This window comes from Candidatus Thiodiazotropha sp. AKAK2 (assembly GCF_058244685.1).
In genome coordinates this window covers 204,378-219,888 of record NZ_JBSYOP010000017.1, presented here as the reverse complement: position 1 = coordinate 219,888, position 15,511 = coordinate 204,378, and the positions used below count along the sequence as shown (strand labels likewise).

7 protein-coding genes are annotated in these 15,511 nt (G+C 52.2%); 6 read left to right on the top strand and 1 reads right to left on the bottom strand.

Annotation, left to right across the window (positions count from 1 at the left end):
- Nucleotides 1–759 carry a 3-deoxy-manno-octulosonate cytidylyltransferase gene (gene kdsB / locus AC4IE8_RS06755; protein ID WP_068995409.1) on the top strand — a complete coding sequence of 253 codons (759 nt, stop codon included), beginning with the start codon at nt 1–3 and terminating at the stop codon, nt 757–759.
- A 337-nt stretch (nt 760–1,096) separates the two neighbouring features.
- Nucleotides 1,097–1,927, top strand: coding sequence for a sensor histidine kinase (locus AC4IE8_RS06750; RefSeq protein ID WP_490790633.1), 831 nt, complete (start codon nt 1,097–1,099; stop codon nt 1,925–1,927).
- A gap of 101 nt (nt 1,928–2,028) precedes the next feature.
- On the opposite strand, the gene AC4IE8_RS06745 is transcribed toward AC4IE8_RS06750, so the two are convergent.
- On the bottom strand, nt 2,029–2,691 hold the full coding sequence (locus tag AC4IE8_RS06745; protein WP_068995412.1) for a response regulator: 663 nt from the start codon (nt 2,689–2,691) through the stop codon (nt 2,029–2,031).
- Nucleotides 2,692–3,255: 564 nt separating this feature from the next.
- Between AC4IE8_RS06745 and AC4IE8_RS06740 the strand changes: the two genes are divergently transcribed.
- The 4 genes from AC4IE8_RS06740 to AC4IE8_RS06725 all read left to right on the top strand — a co-directional run bounded on the left by AC4IE8_RS06740 (nt 3,256) and on the right by AC4IE8_RS06725 (nt 15,465).
- A complete protein-coding gene (locus AC4IE8_RS06740) occupies nt 3,256–9,273 on the top strand; it encodes a hypothetical protein (RefSeq protein WP_490790632.1) in 6,018 nt (2,005 codons plus the stop codon).
- Nucleotides 9,274–9,416: 143 nt separating this feature from the next.
- On the top strand, nt 9,417–10,760 hold the full coding sequence (locus tag AC4IE8_RS06735; protein ID WP_490790631.1) for a multicopper oxidase domain-containing protein: 1,344 nt from the start codon (nt 9,417–9,419) through the stop codon (nt 10,758–10,760).
- Between the two features lie 27 nt (nt 10,761–10,787).
- The gene (locus AC4IE8_RS06730; protein ID WP_490790630.1) at nt 10,788–12,218 is read left to right on the top strand and encodes a multicopper oxidase domain-containing protein; all 1,431 of its coding nucleotides are present in this window, start codon (nt 10,788–10,790) and stop codon (nt 12,216–12,218) included.
- A gap of 34 nt (nt 12,219–12,252) precedes the next feature.
- A complete protein-coding gene (locus AC4IE8_RS06725; protein ID WP_490790629.1) occupies nt 12,253–15,465 on the top strand; it encodes an Ig-like domain-containing protein in 3,213 nt (1,070 codons plus the stop codon).
- Nucleotides 15,466–15,511 lie beyond the last annotated feature (46 nt).

Sequence of the window (15,511 nt, the reverse complement as noted above, 5' to 3'; positions counted from 1 at the left end):
ATGAATTTCAAAGTTGTCATACCGGCCCGTTACGCCTCAGTGCGCTTACCGGGAAAACCGTTGTTGGAGATTGCCGGCAAACCGATGATACAGCATGTCCACGAACGTGCCGTTGAGAGTGGCGCCAGTCAGGTGGTGATCGCGACTGACAGCGAGAAAATAGCCGATATCTGCCGGGAATTTTCGGCCGATGTCTGTATGACCTCTCATGAACACCGCAGCGGCTCCGATCGAATCGCGGAAGTGGTGACCCAGCGAGGCTGGGGGGATGAAGAGATCATTGTCAATCTGCAGGGAGACGAACCCTGCATGCCGGCTGATTTGCTCTCCCAGGTTGCCGAGGATATGAGTCGGCACGATGCGGCCGGGGTCACCACGCTGTCGGCGCCGATCACAGAGCGCAAAACACTGTTTGACCCACATGTGGTAAAGGTGGTGACGGACATTCAGGGGTACGCCCTCTATTTCAGTCGGGCACCGATTCCCTGGCATCGTGACGAATTTATCGATGCTGAAAGTCCACTGCCAGCAGATACCGGTTTTGCCCGTCATATTGGGCTCTATGCTTATCGTGCCGGTTATCTGGCCCGATTTGTTGCTTGGGAAAGGGCGCCGATTGAGCGGGCGGAATCCCTGGAACAGCTACGGGTGCTTTGGCATGGTGGCCGGATCCACGTCAGTAGCGCCAAAACAGATCCCGGACAGGGTGTCGATACGCGGGATGATCTTCGCTTGGTGGAGGCTCAACTCAGTCAGTGAATTGTTAAACAATGTAAAATATTTCGACTACTACCCGAGAAATGGGTTATTTAACCCATTGCGGTTTAGGAACAAGAGGACTTTTTGTCGGGATTTTTTACACTATTTTTTTATATTACGTTGTAATTTATTAGGTTTGCTTTATAACGTTATGTAATCTTTACAATTATAAAATACTGGCATAAACCCTGCAATGATAATTGTCAATAACGGCAAAGCATGGCGATTGTGACGGAATCATCATATTTTAAAGTATTTTAAATCTCTAATATTTAAACATTACTTTAATAAAGCCGAAAAGTGTTATCGGAAAGGCACAAAAATAAAGGGTTACTACATGGCACTGGTAAACGATCAATTGGGCAGTGAAGCGTTTATAGGGGGTTCCGCATTAAAACTCTCATCATCTCCATTTTCATCGGTGGAAAAGGAGGCCCAAACCGGTGTCTCAATCAATGATAACCTCAGATTGACCAACCAACATATTAAGGACGGTCTCTCATGTCTCAAGCTGTTAAAAGAGGGTGCGCATCAGCATGTAAGCTCTGAGGAGCTTGAGAGAAAACGTATCTCTCGTGAACTCCATGACGGCCTTGGACAGCTGCTTACCAGCATGAGCCTGCATGTACAGCGTTGCCTTGATGGATGCGATGGGCAGAAAAATACTCAGCAAAGTCAACAGCGGGAGTCCCTGGAAGCTGTCTCATCCATGGTCAAGCAGGCAATGTCCGAAGTAAGATCGATATGCAGTGCAATCCGACCGGCTATCCTCGATGATCTGGGTGTTATTCCTGCAATCTCCTGGCAGTGCCGCCAGATCACCAAAGTCTGCTGTGATACCCAGATAGTAACCGATTTCGACGTAGATGAAGAGTCCATACCTGAGGATTACAAGAGTGTCATCTATCGCATCGTGCAGGAGTCCCTGAACAATGCGATTAAATATTCAAAGGCGAAGACCATCACGGTCTCTCTGCTACAGGCGCACGATGCCATTCATCTGTTGATTATCGATAACGGTATTGGATTCGATCCTTCCGAAATTCAGGGGAGCCTGGGAATGGGTTTGGTCGGTATGCGTGAGCGAGCAGAATCGGTTGACGGCAGAATCCGCATCGATACCGGTATCGATCAAGGTGTACAGATCCGCGCTTCATTTCCTCTGTAGTCACTCTGTAGCGTAGATCAGTTGAATTCAGTGCTAAGGGGATCTCCGTAGCTGAAATCAATAACATCCTATGATCAATGGACTGATAAGAACTTTCCTCGTTAGCGGTTTATCAAACCTTTCTCCAGCGCATAAGTGGTCAGCGCTGAAACATTGTGCAGATCAAGTTTCTTCATCAGATTGGCGCGGTGTTTTTCAACTGTTTTCACGCTGATGCAGAGATAGTCGGCCATGCTTTTATTGGTGTGACCTTCGGCGATCAATTTCAGTATTTGGCGTTCCCGTTGTGTCACCGTATCCCAGCGGGTGAGGGGTTCGTTGTTGACGTTGTTGGTTTGCAGATAGCTGTTGACAACTTTCTCCGTGATCTCTGCGCTTAAGTATGTTTTGCCATTCAAAACACGTTCAGCCGCAGTCATTAGCTCATTCTGAGTTGCATCCTTCAGAACATAACCATTGGCGCCTGCTTTCAAGCTTGCCAAAACGTACTCTTCTTCATTGTGCACTGTCAGCACCAGAGTCTTGATTTCAGCATCCCGTTCTCTTATTTCACGGATCGCATCCATACCGTTCATACCGGGCATATTCAAATCCATAATCACCAGGTCCGGCTTGAGTTCAATGACCCGACGTATCGCATCGCGGCCATTGTCAGCTTCACCGATTACATCGAACTGGGGATTGGAGGTCAGTAATGCTTTTAATCCTGCACGCAGAATATTGTGGTCTTCGGCGATGATGATTTTTTTCTTGTCGCTGTTCATTGTCACCCGAACCTATCTCATCTCTCTCTGGTTTTGAGTCCCTTGCGCATCGTTTTCCGGCGTTTATTCAGACTAGTTTAGGTGTGATTGCAGGTGATGCAAATTTCAAACCTGTCTGCCTGCTTAGGATGGAGGAAATCTGTGCCATTCACCATGACACAAATTGTTTATTGAATAAACCACAAATATGGTGTCGCTGCCACTGTGCAAACTCATAGGCAGGAGTGGTTTGTTCCCTGTCGATTGGCGAATGGATGAAAAGTCAACGGAATGGCCGTTTTTATATGGATTGTAAGATTTTAAGTAGTCATAGGGCGACTCTATCTCCTATCTGTCAACCCTACCATCCAGGGTAGGGTTTTTGCTGCCATTGAAATACCGGGTTATCTCCTTTTCCAGTAGGGGCTTGCATAGAGAAATAGCGTAGTTTCACGCAAAGCCACCTTTTATATAGAAAGGTACACTTTGGCCTAAGTACTGGTAATGGGGCTGGTAGTTTTTCTGGCTTGAGTCAGAAGAGCCCCGGGAAAGTTGAACGACCAATAGGGGTCTGGAGAAAAATCCATGATAAATGAAAGTCAGGGTTACATGAACAGAGGGCTACAGTTATTTGTATTTCTGTGTCTCTCATTTCTGGTTACTGCGCTGAATGCAGCCTCATTGACCATCAATGTGGTTGATCAGTCAGGCAACCCAATCACTGATCCGAATTTCGGTTTTCGTTGGTTGCTGGAGAGGGATAACACCTTCCCGGTCGATCCGGCGAATCCTGGAACAACAGCTGATGAATTACTGTCGTTGAGCTTTCACGCCAGTAATCACGAAGTCGGCGTTGCTACTGATGGATCTGGTTCACTGTCGGGCAATGTAGATGCATCTACAGCTACGATCGGTGATGTAATCCCTGCTGGACGTTACTACGTATCAGTGCACCCCTACAGCGGTTACAGCCTGAGTGGCGATTCTGTTGATCTGAGAAACGTAGCAGCCGGTGAGGTTACTGTCACAGTACAGCAGCATCCGATCCCCACTGCACAGATCTCGATCTATCTGTTTGAAGACAAGCATCCGGTGAATGGTGTTCCGGATCTGCCGGAAGAGCAGAATGACGGCACGGTTGACTGGACTCAGTTCAGTCTGTTCCTGGAAGAGCCGGGTGGTCGTTACGGTGCAGCCGGTGGTCAGGTTATCCAGGATGCTTTCGGTAACTACCTCGGCACCACCTATGACCAGACCTGTGCCACCAGTAACCCAGTTGGCGCTGGCGGTGATACCCCGGGTGGCATGATCAACGCCACCTGTATCGATGCGGACGGCAATCCGGTTATCGATGTGCTGGGTGACGGCACCATGCAGCCCGATGAGAACGGCTACCTGAATGTTAAGAATCTCGCCCCCGGCAAGTATGGTGTGGTCATCATTCCACCACCCAATGCCGGTTGGCAGCAGACCAGCACCATCGAAGGTAGTAAGGTCATCGATGCCTGGGTCAAGGCCAACGAGCCAGCAGTTTTCGTGGAATTCGGTATCCCCGGTCCCCATGTTTTCATGGGTTTTGTACGTCCCTTCGCCGATCTGCCACCAGCCCAGCAGGGTGAGCAGGTTGCGACCGTCAGCGGTGTTGTTACCGACATGCACATGTCCCGTAACCCGGCTACCAATTTCTTCACCGGTCGTACTTTCCCACAATGCTGGATAGCCATTAACCAGGTCGGTGTTGCCGGTGCCCTGGGTCAGGCCGTCTATGCGGGTGCTTGCGGAGCGGACAGTGACTTCTCAGTGGATCTGGTTCCCCCGGGTGAGTATCAGCTGGCCATTTGGGATGCCAACCTTGATGTGGTTTTTGCCTCCCTGTTGTTTACCGTGGATCCAACCAATGGTACCTGTAACGGTGGGCTCTCCTGTAACTTCGGTGATGTGCCGGTATTCAACTGGTTCACTCGTCTTAATACCGGCATCTTCAGAGATGATGACCAGGACGGTTTCTGGGACGACGGTGAGATCGGAATCGGTCCTGAAAGTCAGGAGACCGTACTGCGCTGGCGTGACGGCACCATCTATCAGGCCTTCCCGACGGATGGTGACGGTTTAGCGCCTTTTGATGAAGTTTTCCCATTCTTTCACTGGTTGGTCGCTGAAGTCAGCTTTGGTAATAAGAAAGCGACAGGTGCCACTTTTGTCGTGGATGCAGGTGGTGAAGTTCGTCCGGATGGCGGATGGGCCGATCCTACCTTTGGTGAACTAAATCCTCAGGGGCAGTGTGAAGCTCGAGGTGTAGGCCACAGTGATATCGTTATCTCTGCTACCGATCCTCGTGGTGTTATCGGCGATTGTCTTGGCTCTGATGACGCTGGTGTTACCTGGGTTGTTGAAAACGGCCGACAGATCATCAATCCGAATACTGGTAACAATCTGTCACGCACCGAGACCGGCCTGGTACTCACTCAGGGCTTCCAGGGCTTCCTGGGTCAGACCAGTGTGATGCAGTTCGGTAAAGTCGACTATGTGATCGACACCCCGTTTGACTTCAGCGCTTTCCCTCCAAGAATCTCCGAGTATGTGGGTGAAAACGGCGGTATCTCCGGTATCGTCTACTACGCTACCACTCGTGCGGAAGATGAGCCTCAGTTTGCTGCGGCCGAGGAGTGGGAGCCTGGTGTGCCTCGGGTACAACTGGCTCTCTATGCGGATGGTGATGTCAACTGTCCGCCACTGAACAACTTCCCGGGTGATCCATGCGACATCGACTGGAACGGTAATGGTATACAGGATCCAGACGATGGCGTGATCGAGGATATCAATGGTGTACCCGGCATTCAGCGTGCTGACGTAAACAACCATCCTCTGGATGTCTTCCCCGGACCTGAAGATGTTGATAACGGTACACCTGGTGTATTCGACATGGGTGATGCGCTTCAGGTCACACATACCGACAGCTGGGATGACAATCTGCCTGCCGGTTGTCAGGGCACCAATAATCCGCCAGGTGCGGAGGTCGATCCTGCCATTGATGATCAGCGCTGTTTCGATGGTCTGCGTAACTTCAACCAGGTTCGTGATGCACTGTTTGATGGTGGGTATGCTTTCGAAGACTATGACCTGGACCATCTGGCATCGATTCCAGCTGCTACCGGCTATAACGCAGCGGTCGTAGCGACCAAGCTCAGCGCTTTCTACACGGGTCTGAGAACCGGCTGGCCTGAGTTGAATCTTCCGGAAGCCTGGCTCATCCCTGGTGACTATCTGGTTGAATCAGCTACACCTGCCGGCTACAAGCTGGTCAGAGAGCACCACAAGAATGTGGATTACGGTGATGAGTACATACCATCACTGCAGGCCTTCCCTGCGACCTGTGTGGGTGAGGAAGTGATGGTTCCTGAATATCTGGCCATGGCTACCAAAGATGGCAGTGGTGATGCAGCTCAGCTGATTCCAGGTGTTGAAGCCATTGGAGCGCCTTTCGCCGGCGAAATGAGACCGCTCTGTGATCTCAAGCATGTACCGCTCTCAGCCGGTCAGAATGCGGCAGCCGAGTTCTTCCTGATGACCGATGTGCCTAAAGCAGGCAACATCTCGGGTGTGATCCTCAACGACCTGGCCAACGAGTTCAATCCGAACTCACCCCAGTTCGGTGAGAAGTTCGCGCCACCTCAAGTTCCAGTTGCTTTCTACGATTGGAACGGCAATGAGATCAATCGGGTCTATGCGGACAACTTTGGTCGCTACAACCTGATGGTTGCTTCAACCACTACCGCGAATCTGCCCATGCCTTCTGGTATGTCGCCGAACATGCTGGTCTCCTGTATGAACGATGCGGGTCCGATTCCGAATCCGGATTTCACCGGTGCCGCCGGCGACGGTATTGATGGCAGTGGTAATCCTGAGTTCATTATCGATCCACATTTCGATACTCAGTACAGCCAGTTCTGTTACACCTTCCAGTATATGCCGGGTACCATCACCTATCTGGATACCCCGGTTGAGCCGGTGGCCGCCTTTGCCGGTCCGGATCAGTTCCCACTGGATTGTGAAGCACCAACACAGACTCCAGCGATCTCCTCCGTGCTGCGTGAGGTGGTTCCCGCCAGCGGCATCGAAGGTCCTTTTGTGGTTGCCGGTACTGGTGAGAACATCGTCATCAACGCCAAGGGCCTGACCGCTGTTCGTAACCCGGAATGGGCCGATGGAGATCCTTTGGCTGAACAGAACATTGATCGGGATTACGGTTTTGGTAGCGTTGCCGGTTCGGTTCTTGTTCAGGATCGGAATGGTAATCCAGTAACTACCCTGGTTGCCTCAACCTGGAGTGACAATGCCATTATCGCCTCTACTGCTGGTTTGGCAGCCGGTGAATACCAACTGCTGGTAGAGCACAACAACGGTAGTGTCTCTCCCACGGGTATCACACTGACTGTTGGTATCGCTGAAGGTGTGGGTCTTGGTAATAACAACTCCACCTATAACGTTGTCAACGTGCCAAGCGCCACCTATCCGACTATCCAGGATGCGATCGGTAGTCTCGATAACGGCCTTGGTGGCGTCAACGCCGGTGACCTGATCATTGTCAAACCTGGTCTCTACAATGAGATGGTGATCATGTGGAAGCCGGTCAAGCTGCAGGGCTTTGGTGCCGAGACTACAATCCTCAATGCCCGACAGACGCCGACCGAAAAGATCATCGCCTGGCGTGAACTGGCGGCCGAGCTGGTTGGTACAGGCACCATTGATCAACTGCCGGGACAACTGGTACCCGTACCCTTCTTCGGTGGGGTTCAGGGTGCACTCGGCGCCCCGATCTTCCCAACGGAAGAGGGTGCAGGCATCATGGTTGCGGGTAAGTGGACCGGTCCTAACCGATTCCATCGTAACAACCGTAATCGCTATGCCCGTATCGATGGTCTGAGCATTATCGGCGCGAGTACCGGTGGCGGTATTGTTGCCAACGGCTACACCCGCTTCCTGGTCATTTCCAACAACCGTCTTACCACTAACTCCGGTTTCTATGGTGGCGGTATCCGCATCGGTCACTCCACTCTGACCCATGAAGTTATTGGTGAGGATGACGAGTTCTTCAGACGCGGCTATAACAGCTGGCTTGAAGATCAGGCTGAAGACGGTTTCATGGCCTACGATGACGCCTTTGCCGACAACATGAATATCCATCATAACGAGATCATCAAGAATGGTGGATTGAATGGCGCCGGCGGTGGTATCTCAATCCACACTGGTGCTAACAACTATCGTGTTCGTAGCAACTTGATCTGCGGTAACTTCTCCAAAGGTGATGGCGCCGGTATCGGCCACATGGGACTCTCCCGCGGTGGTCAGATCCTGGATAACACCATTATCTTCAATGAGAGCTTCAGTCAGACACCTGGCACCAAGCCTGCCGGTGGCGGTATCTTCGTCGGCGGCCTGGCCGGACTGCGTGTCGATGAAGAGACTGGTCTTACCCTGTCTCCCGGTTCCGGTAACGTCAACATTCTCGGTAACCAGATTCGGGGCAACCTGGCCGGTGCCGGTGATGGCGGTGGTATTGCCATGCTGAGTGTCAACGGTGAGGATATCACACGCGATCCTGATGTCTTCGGTCGCTGGTATCGGGTGATCGTTGCCAACAACATCCTGAGCAACAATGTCTCAGGTCTTGCGGGCGCCATCTCCCTGTCAGACAGTGTCAAGACCTACATCCGTTACAACACGATTGCGAACAACGACTCTACCGCAACCGGTTCACAGGCTTTTGGTATCACTGATCCCAATCAGTCTATCGCCAAACCGGCTGGTGTCGTTGCCCGCTACCACAGTGCAACCATGATGTCTCTCATCGATGATGATGTGGCGGAAGAGTTCCCCGGTTCACAGTTCGATGAAGACGATGTACGGAATCGTAGCGAAGAACGGATGACTTTCTCTGATCCGATCCAGCTGCTGGATAACATCCTTTACCACAACCGCTCGTTCTACTGGCGGAATACGGATGATCCAGCGACTGTTGTTCTGGAGAATGGTCTGGTACCGGCAAGCTGTGATAACACCACCAACACCAACTGCGATATCACAGTTGTCAACGTGGAGGATTACACTCAGGATCTGGCGGTGTTGAGCGGACACACCATCGACCCGGTACATCCACAGTATGGTCCGATGTTGCTGCGCCCACTGCGTAACGTCTTGCAGACCGGTGCATCTGCAGTAGCCAACAACACTTATATTGATGGCTACTCAACAGCAAACAATGACCCGCACAACTCGCTTGGTCCAGTGTTTGTCAATGGCCGCTTCAATGAAGACCGTAATGCACTGCTCTTCCCAGAGTTCAAAGTGCTGCAGGTAGCGGGTGCTTTCGATGAAGGCGGTAACTTCCTTCAGGTCAACTTCGGTCCGCTCTCTCTGCTTGATATCGACGGTAATACCGCGACTGCGGATGGCCTTATCGATTATCACCTCGAGGCTGGTTTAAATCCTGCTGTCGATGCAGCTGCCGCCTCTGCCGGTACTGGCATCTACTCGACCGATATCGATGGTGATGCAAGACCGCAAGGCGCCCGTACGGACGCCGGTGCCGATGAGAGGTTGTAATCATGAAAATGATCAACACACATGCAACTGAAAAGCGCCAGCCTGTCACCATGGACAACGTCCTGGTGGCAGGGTGGAACAAACTTCGCAAACACACATCAGGTGAGTCAGGCGCTTACAAAATAACGAGGAGTAAACGCCCCATGAAACTATTTAGTAAGCAAGCTCTTGCCGGAGCAATAGCCCTGGCACTGCTGGGCATCTCGGGTCAGGCTAGCGCCATTGTCAATGTACAGTGTCCTGGTGATAACAACGGTGATGCAGACTGGAATGATGCTGGTGAAACTCAGCCAGCGAATACCAAGTGTATGCATCTGATCGCTGGTGACAGCTATGCCAAGATGTCTGATGGCAATCCGCTCTACACCTTCGGCTTTGGTGATCAGACTGGTACCGCGCCTGATCAAGTTATCGGAGAGGGTATCCTCAGCGCTGAGTGGCCCGGACCTACCATTGAACTGGATGAGGGAGATCACTTCTTCCTCAACCTGACCAATGTGGGTACGGTGGTCCGTCCCGATCTATTCGATCCCCATACCGTCCACTTTCATGGCTTCCCGAATGCCTCGGCGGCCTTCGACGGTGTACCTGAGGTGTCGGTCAGTATCAATATGGGATCGACCCTGACTTATTACTACAACATCGTTGAGCCTGGCACCTATCTCTACCACTGCCACGTGGAAGCCACCGAGCATATGGAGATGGGCATGTTGGCCAATCTTTATGTTCATCCAATTCAGGATGAACTGGGTTGTTTCGATTTCGGGCCAGACAACGCTGGTACCACGGAATACGATCCTGAAAGAGTGCCAAATGGCAATTGTGCAGCAGCGGTTGGCGATGCGGGTTATGTCTACAATGACGGTGACGGCACCACAGCTTTTGATGTAGAGACAGCGATCCAGCTTTCAAGCTTCGATCAGGTGTTCCATGATGCCAGTCTGTTTGTACAGCCACTGCCATTTGCCCTGTTGGAAGGCAACTATCCCCAATTCAATGGTCGGGGTTACCCTGACACCGTCAACCCAGATCCACTGCCTGCTCCAGTTGATGCTACGGACCCAGTCGCGGATCCTGCAGGATTGAATGGCGGCAAGGTAACCGGGACTGTCGGTGAGCCTTTGACCGATGGCGCGATCACGCAGTTTCTGGGTTCCTCGATCCAACTTGACCGAAACACGGGTGAACAGCGTCTGCTGTTACGCCTCTCCAATGTGGGGCTGGATCGCTTCTGGACGATTACCGCCATGGGGCTGACCATGAAGGTGGTCGGCACCGGTGCCCGTCATATGCGTGGCATAGATGGCAAGAACATCTATAAAGAGGCTGCATCCCACAACTTTGGTGGTGGTGAGACCCTCGACATCATTATTGATACCACAGATGTCGCCCCGGGTACCTACTTCCTGCATGCCACCGAAGTGCATCAGATGAGTAATGCAACCCAGTTGGATGGCGGCATGATCACTGAGATTGTCATCAACTGAGCCTGGCCGAACTAGGAGATGAGATTAATGAAACAACTACTCAAACAACCTGGACGGCTCTTGGGCCTCCTGTTTTTGGGCATGAGCAGTGCGCTGACTGTGCAGCAGGCACAGGCGGAGCACGATATCCGAGGCATCTCACAGGGTGCCAACGGTGTGTTCAACCTCTATGCCTATCCATTCAACATGAACCTGCCCGAGGGCACCAGTCTCTACATGTGGGGCTTTGGTGATCTGGATCTGGGTGAAGGCGCCTCTCATGATGCGGGTGCCAACTACCAGTTGCCTCAGTATCCGGCGCCGACACTGATCGTCACCGAGGGTGAGGCGGTCACCATCAACCTGGTGAACTACGGTGTGCCAGACAATATCTCCATTGAGATGACCGGTCATGAAGTCAGCTCTCAATGTATCGATATTCCTGCACCAGGTGGTCCGACACCGACAACCGGAGCGACTAACTGTACGGCCGGGCTGTTTACCAACGAAGCCGATGTGGGACAGGCTGTCAGTTACACCTTCACCGCAGGTTCTCCCGGCACCTATATCTACCACAGTCTGGCCGGTGCAAATCCCGGACTGCATACCGAAATGGGTCTGGTGGGTGTGATGGTTGTCAGACCGGCTGATTACGATCCAATCACAAATCGGACCGCTTACGGTGCCGGTACCGGAACTGATTACGATCATGAGAATCTCTACCTGATGACCGAAGTGGATCCGGATATTCATATCCAGATGGAGAAGGGACACGTCAACCACTTCACCAATACCGATCGCTACGCCAAGGTCTGGTTCATTAACGGCCGGGTCTTTCCGGATCTGTTCCAGGGTGACTACAACACCCTGTTTCCGAACCAGCCCTATGAGTCCCTGGTTATGTCAAGACCCGGTGATGTGGTCCTGGTACGTAACGTCAATGCAGGGCAGGATGCTCATCCCATGCACTACCATGGCGAGAACCTGCGTTTCATCGGTCGTGACGGCAAGATGCTGAGTTCCGATGGTGTTCTGGCCGATCTGGGTCGTTCTGACAACACCATCAATTCGCAGCCAAAGCAGACGGTTGACGCCCTCTGGACCTGGACAGGTAAGGACCTGGGCTGGGACATCTACGGTCACGATACCGGACACAACTGTATCGATGTCAACCCACGTGATGGGTATGCAGATGCCAACTCCGACTACCCTGGTGAGTGGTGTAACGACCACAACAAACCGATACCAGTCTCACTGCCTGGTGTGGGCGATCTCACCCTGGGTGGCTGGTGGAGTGGCAGCCCCTTCCTGGGCGATACCGGTGACCTGCCTCCTGGTGAGGGCGGTCTGAATCCCTTTGGCGGCTACTTCCTGGTATGGCACTCCCATGCTGAAAAAGAGCTGACTACCTTTGACATCTTCCCTGGCGGAAGCCTGGGATCGGTAGTTGTGCTGCCTCCTGGTACACCAATCCAATAATCGGGAGGGCACAATCATGAAAAGGTCTACTACCATGAAGCAAACACTGAAACCCATCGTAGTCGCCTGTGCCTTGGCTTTAGGTGCCGGTCAAGCGAATGCATTGGATGTTTATCTCATTGCTAAATCGTTCACTCAGGATCTACCACTCTCTGGTGGCGGAACGCAACCAACCACCATGTGGGGTTATGCTCTGGATGATATAGGTTCTCCCGGTGCTTGCTACAATGCCGGCAACCCGGCAGACGCAGCCTGTACTGGTGCAACAGCAACTGCACCAGGACCACGGATCACCATCGATCCTGCAGATCCTGTATTGAACATCTATCTCACCAATCTGCTGGATGAACCCACATCGATCGTGATACCGGGTCAGCAGTTACCTCTGATGGGGCCGACCTGGGACGACGGTACGACGGGTGGTCGTACCAATCTGACCCAAAAGGTGCGCTCTTACGGTGTGGAAGCTGCGGCAAACGGCGGCACACAGGTCTATTCCTGGGCAGGCACCAATGCCATCGCCAATAGCGGTACTTTGATGTACCACACGGGTACCTGGCCGCAGAAACAGCTCTACATGGGGCTTGCCGGTGTGATCACCAAGGATGCTGATGTCGGCAATGTTCTCTACGACCATGACGGCATTCCGGCCAGTGGCGATGAGGTAACCTATGCAAATGAGCTGATCCTCTTCTACCACGATGTGGATACTGATTTTAATGCAAATGTGGTTGCCGGTACTCTGGATACCGCCATTCATCGTCATCCCGGTTGGTATATGATCAATGGTCAGTCCTACCAGACCAGCTTTCCGGATATTCTTTACGGTGAGGATGGTGTTACACCCCTGACGACAGCTGGCCCGACTCTGCTGCGTTTCGTCAGTGCCGCATCCGAGAAGCATGTGCCTGTATTGCAGGGCCTCTACGGTACAATCCATGCTGAGGATGGTATCCCCTATACCTATGAGGATGGCACAGGCATACATACCGCGCCGCGTCAGCAGTACTCGATCGGTCTGCCACCGCTGAAGACCAAAGATGTGATTGTCCAGCCCACATTCGGTGGGACCTATGCGGTCTACGACGGCAATGGCAATATGACCAATCCCAGTGATCCGGGTGACTTCTTCCAGGGCGATGAGATCGGCGGTATGATCCGCAAGCTCGGCTTCAACTTGGGCGTTGGAGGTAATCAGCCACCGATTGCCAATGCAGATCCGATCACCATTCAGATTCCTGAAGTTCTGGGGGGGGCAACGACTTCCTATCAGGTCACAGAGAACATCGATGTTCTGGCTAATGATATGGACCCGGATGGTGATGCCATCACTCTGGGCACTGCCATCGGATTCCCGGATATGGGAGCCATACCTGGTTTGACGTTGCAATTTCAATGTATCACTGGAAGCGGTTGCGCTTTATCACTTGATTCAGCTGTTCCACCCAGTGTGGTTGGTGGAGAGACAGCTCAATTCAGTTATGATATCTGGACATCAGCAAATCCCGGCCCATTTCAGGGTAGTGTTGACCTGACAGTTCAAATTAACACTGCACCCGATATGTCAGGTGTGAATCCAATCGGATACACTACCAATGACATTCTTAATGATAGCGCCACTATTCCATTAACGGATTTGGTTGCGGGAGCATCTGACGCTGAAGGTGATACAGTATCCGTAGTCGACAACTCGGTACAACTTGCTACGGTTCCAGCTACAAATGCTACTCTGAGTTGCGAATATGTACTTGGTACATGCACCATAGACTACAGTGCGGATCCCACTGCACCTCAGACTCTGAATTTGACGTATGATGTCACTGACGGTCTGAATGTGGTGGAAAACCAAACCATAAGCGTGTCATTACTGGTGCCTGGCGTGCCTAACCCAATCGATGATGGTCCATTTACACTGTCTGAGATTGCAGGAGCTAACCTGGCAAGCAACGACTTTAACCTTCCTCCGACTTATGGTCTGATGATAGTTACTGGTCCAACCGATGGTACTGCAACCGTTGCGAATGATGGTACATTCACATATGTACCGAACACCACATTAGTGACCGACTCTTTCACTTACTGCATCACTGATGGTGTCACTCTACCCGAAGAGTGTATTGCCGGTAGCCCTGAAGCAACGGTTACTCTTCAAGCTCCGGCGGCACCCGATCTCGTTGCTATAGGTGGAAAAACTTACACCACTGACGAGGATGCAGTCCTTGACGTTCTGGCAGCAAATGGTCTGTTGATCGGCGAATCGCCCATCAATGGCGGTACTCTGGCGGTAGTCGTGGATGACGCACCTACCTGTGCCAACACCGCGGCTGGCAGCTTCACCTACGACGGTACGACTGGTGAATTCCACTACGAGCCTCTGCTGGATTGGAACAGTGTCAATGCACCAACGGGTCTTTGTACCCTTGCTGACGGTCCAGACACCATCACCTATCATCTTGAAGAGACCTACAACGATGGCGGTAATTTCGTGACCATCAGTAGTAACACGGTGACCGCAGAGATCACTGTCAACCCGGTCAATGATGCACCGGTGGCTGTGAACGATACCTTCTATGTTCAGGATGCCTCTACAGCTGTATTGGATGGACAAGGTGAGCCAATATCCATGACCTTCAGTGTTGCAGCCTCTGGGGTTCTCGGGAACGATACCGATCTTGAGAATGACGGGCTGCTGGCAACCGAAGTGAATGATCCTGGCAACCTGGATCCTGCACTGGGTATCGATGGTTCCATGCCAAGCTTTGCTATCGATCCTACCGCGGTCGGTATTCTGACCAGTGTGGAGTATGAGGCGAGCGATCTCATGGCTCAGAGCAACATCGCTACTGCTGATATCGTACGTCAGGTCTCGGTTACCCGTGCCTCCTATCTGCAACGCGGTACTGCCGGTGCCGGCAATGACAGATGGCGCCTCAGAGGTGTGGTTGACACGACCATCCCAACCACGGGTACTGCACAGGGCGTACGGGTCTACCTGGTACGGGTCGATATCAACGGGACACCATCCCCACGGGTTGAAATCGTACCCACAGCGACTGGCAATAATAATGGTCGTATCCGGTCTGTCGGCGGACAACATGTCTGGGGTATCAATGTCAACGGTGTTGGCAACAACAGACCAGATGTTGAATTGCCAGATGGCAATGACTATCTGGAAATCGAGGTGGTTGATTTAGCCACCTACCCAGAGGCTGTCTACAACAACGTACCATTTGATATCGAGCCATAGTTAGTATCATGGCGTGAGGCACCGCCCCCTGTACTGCAGGGGGCGG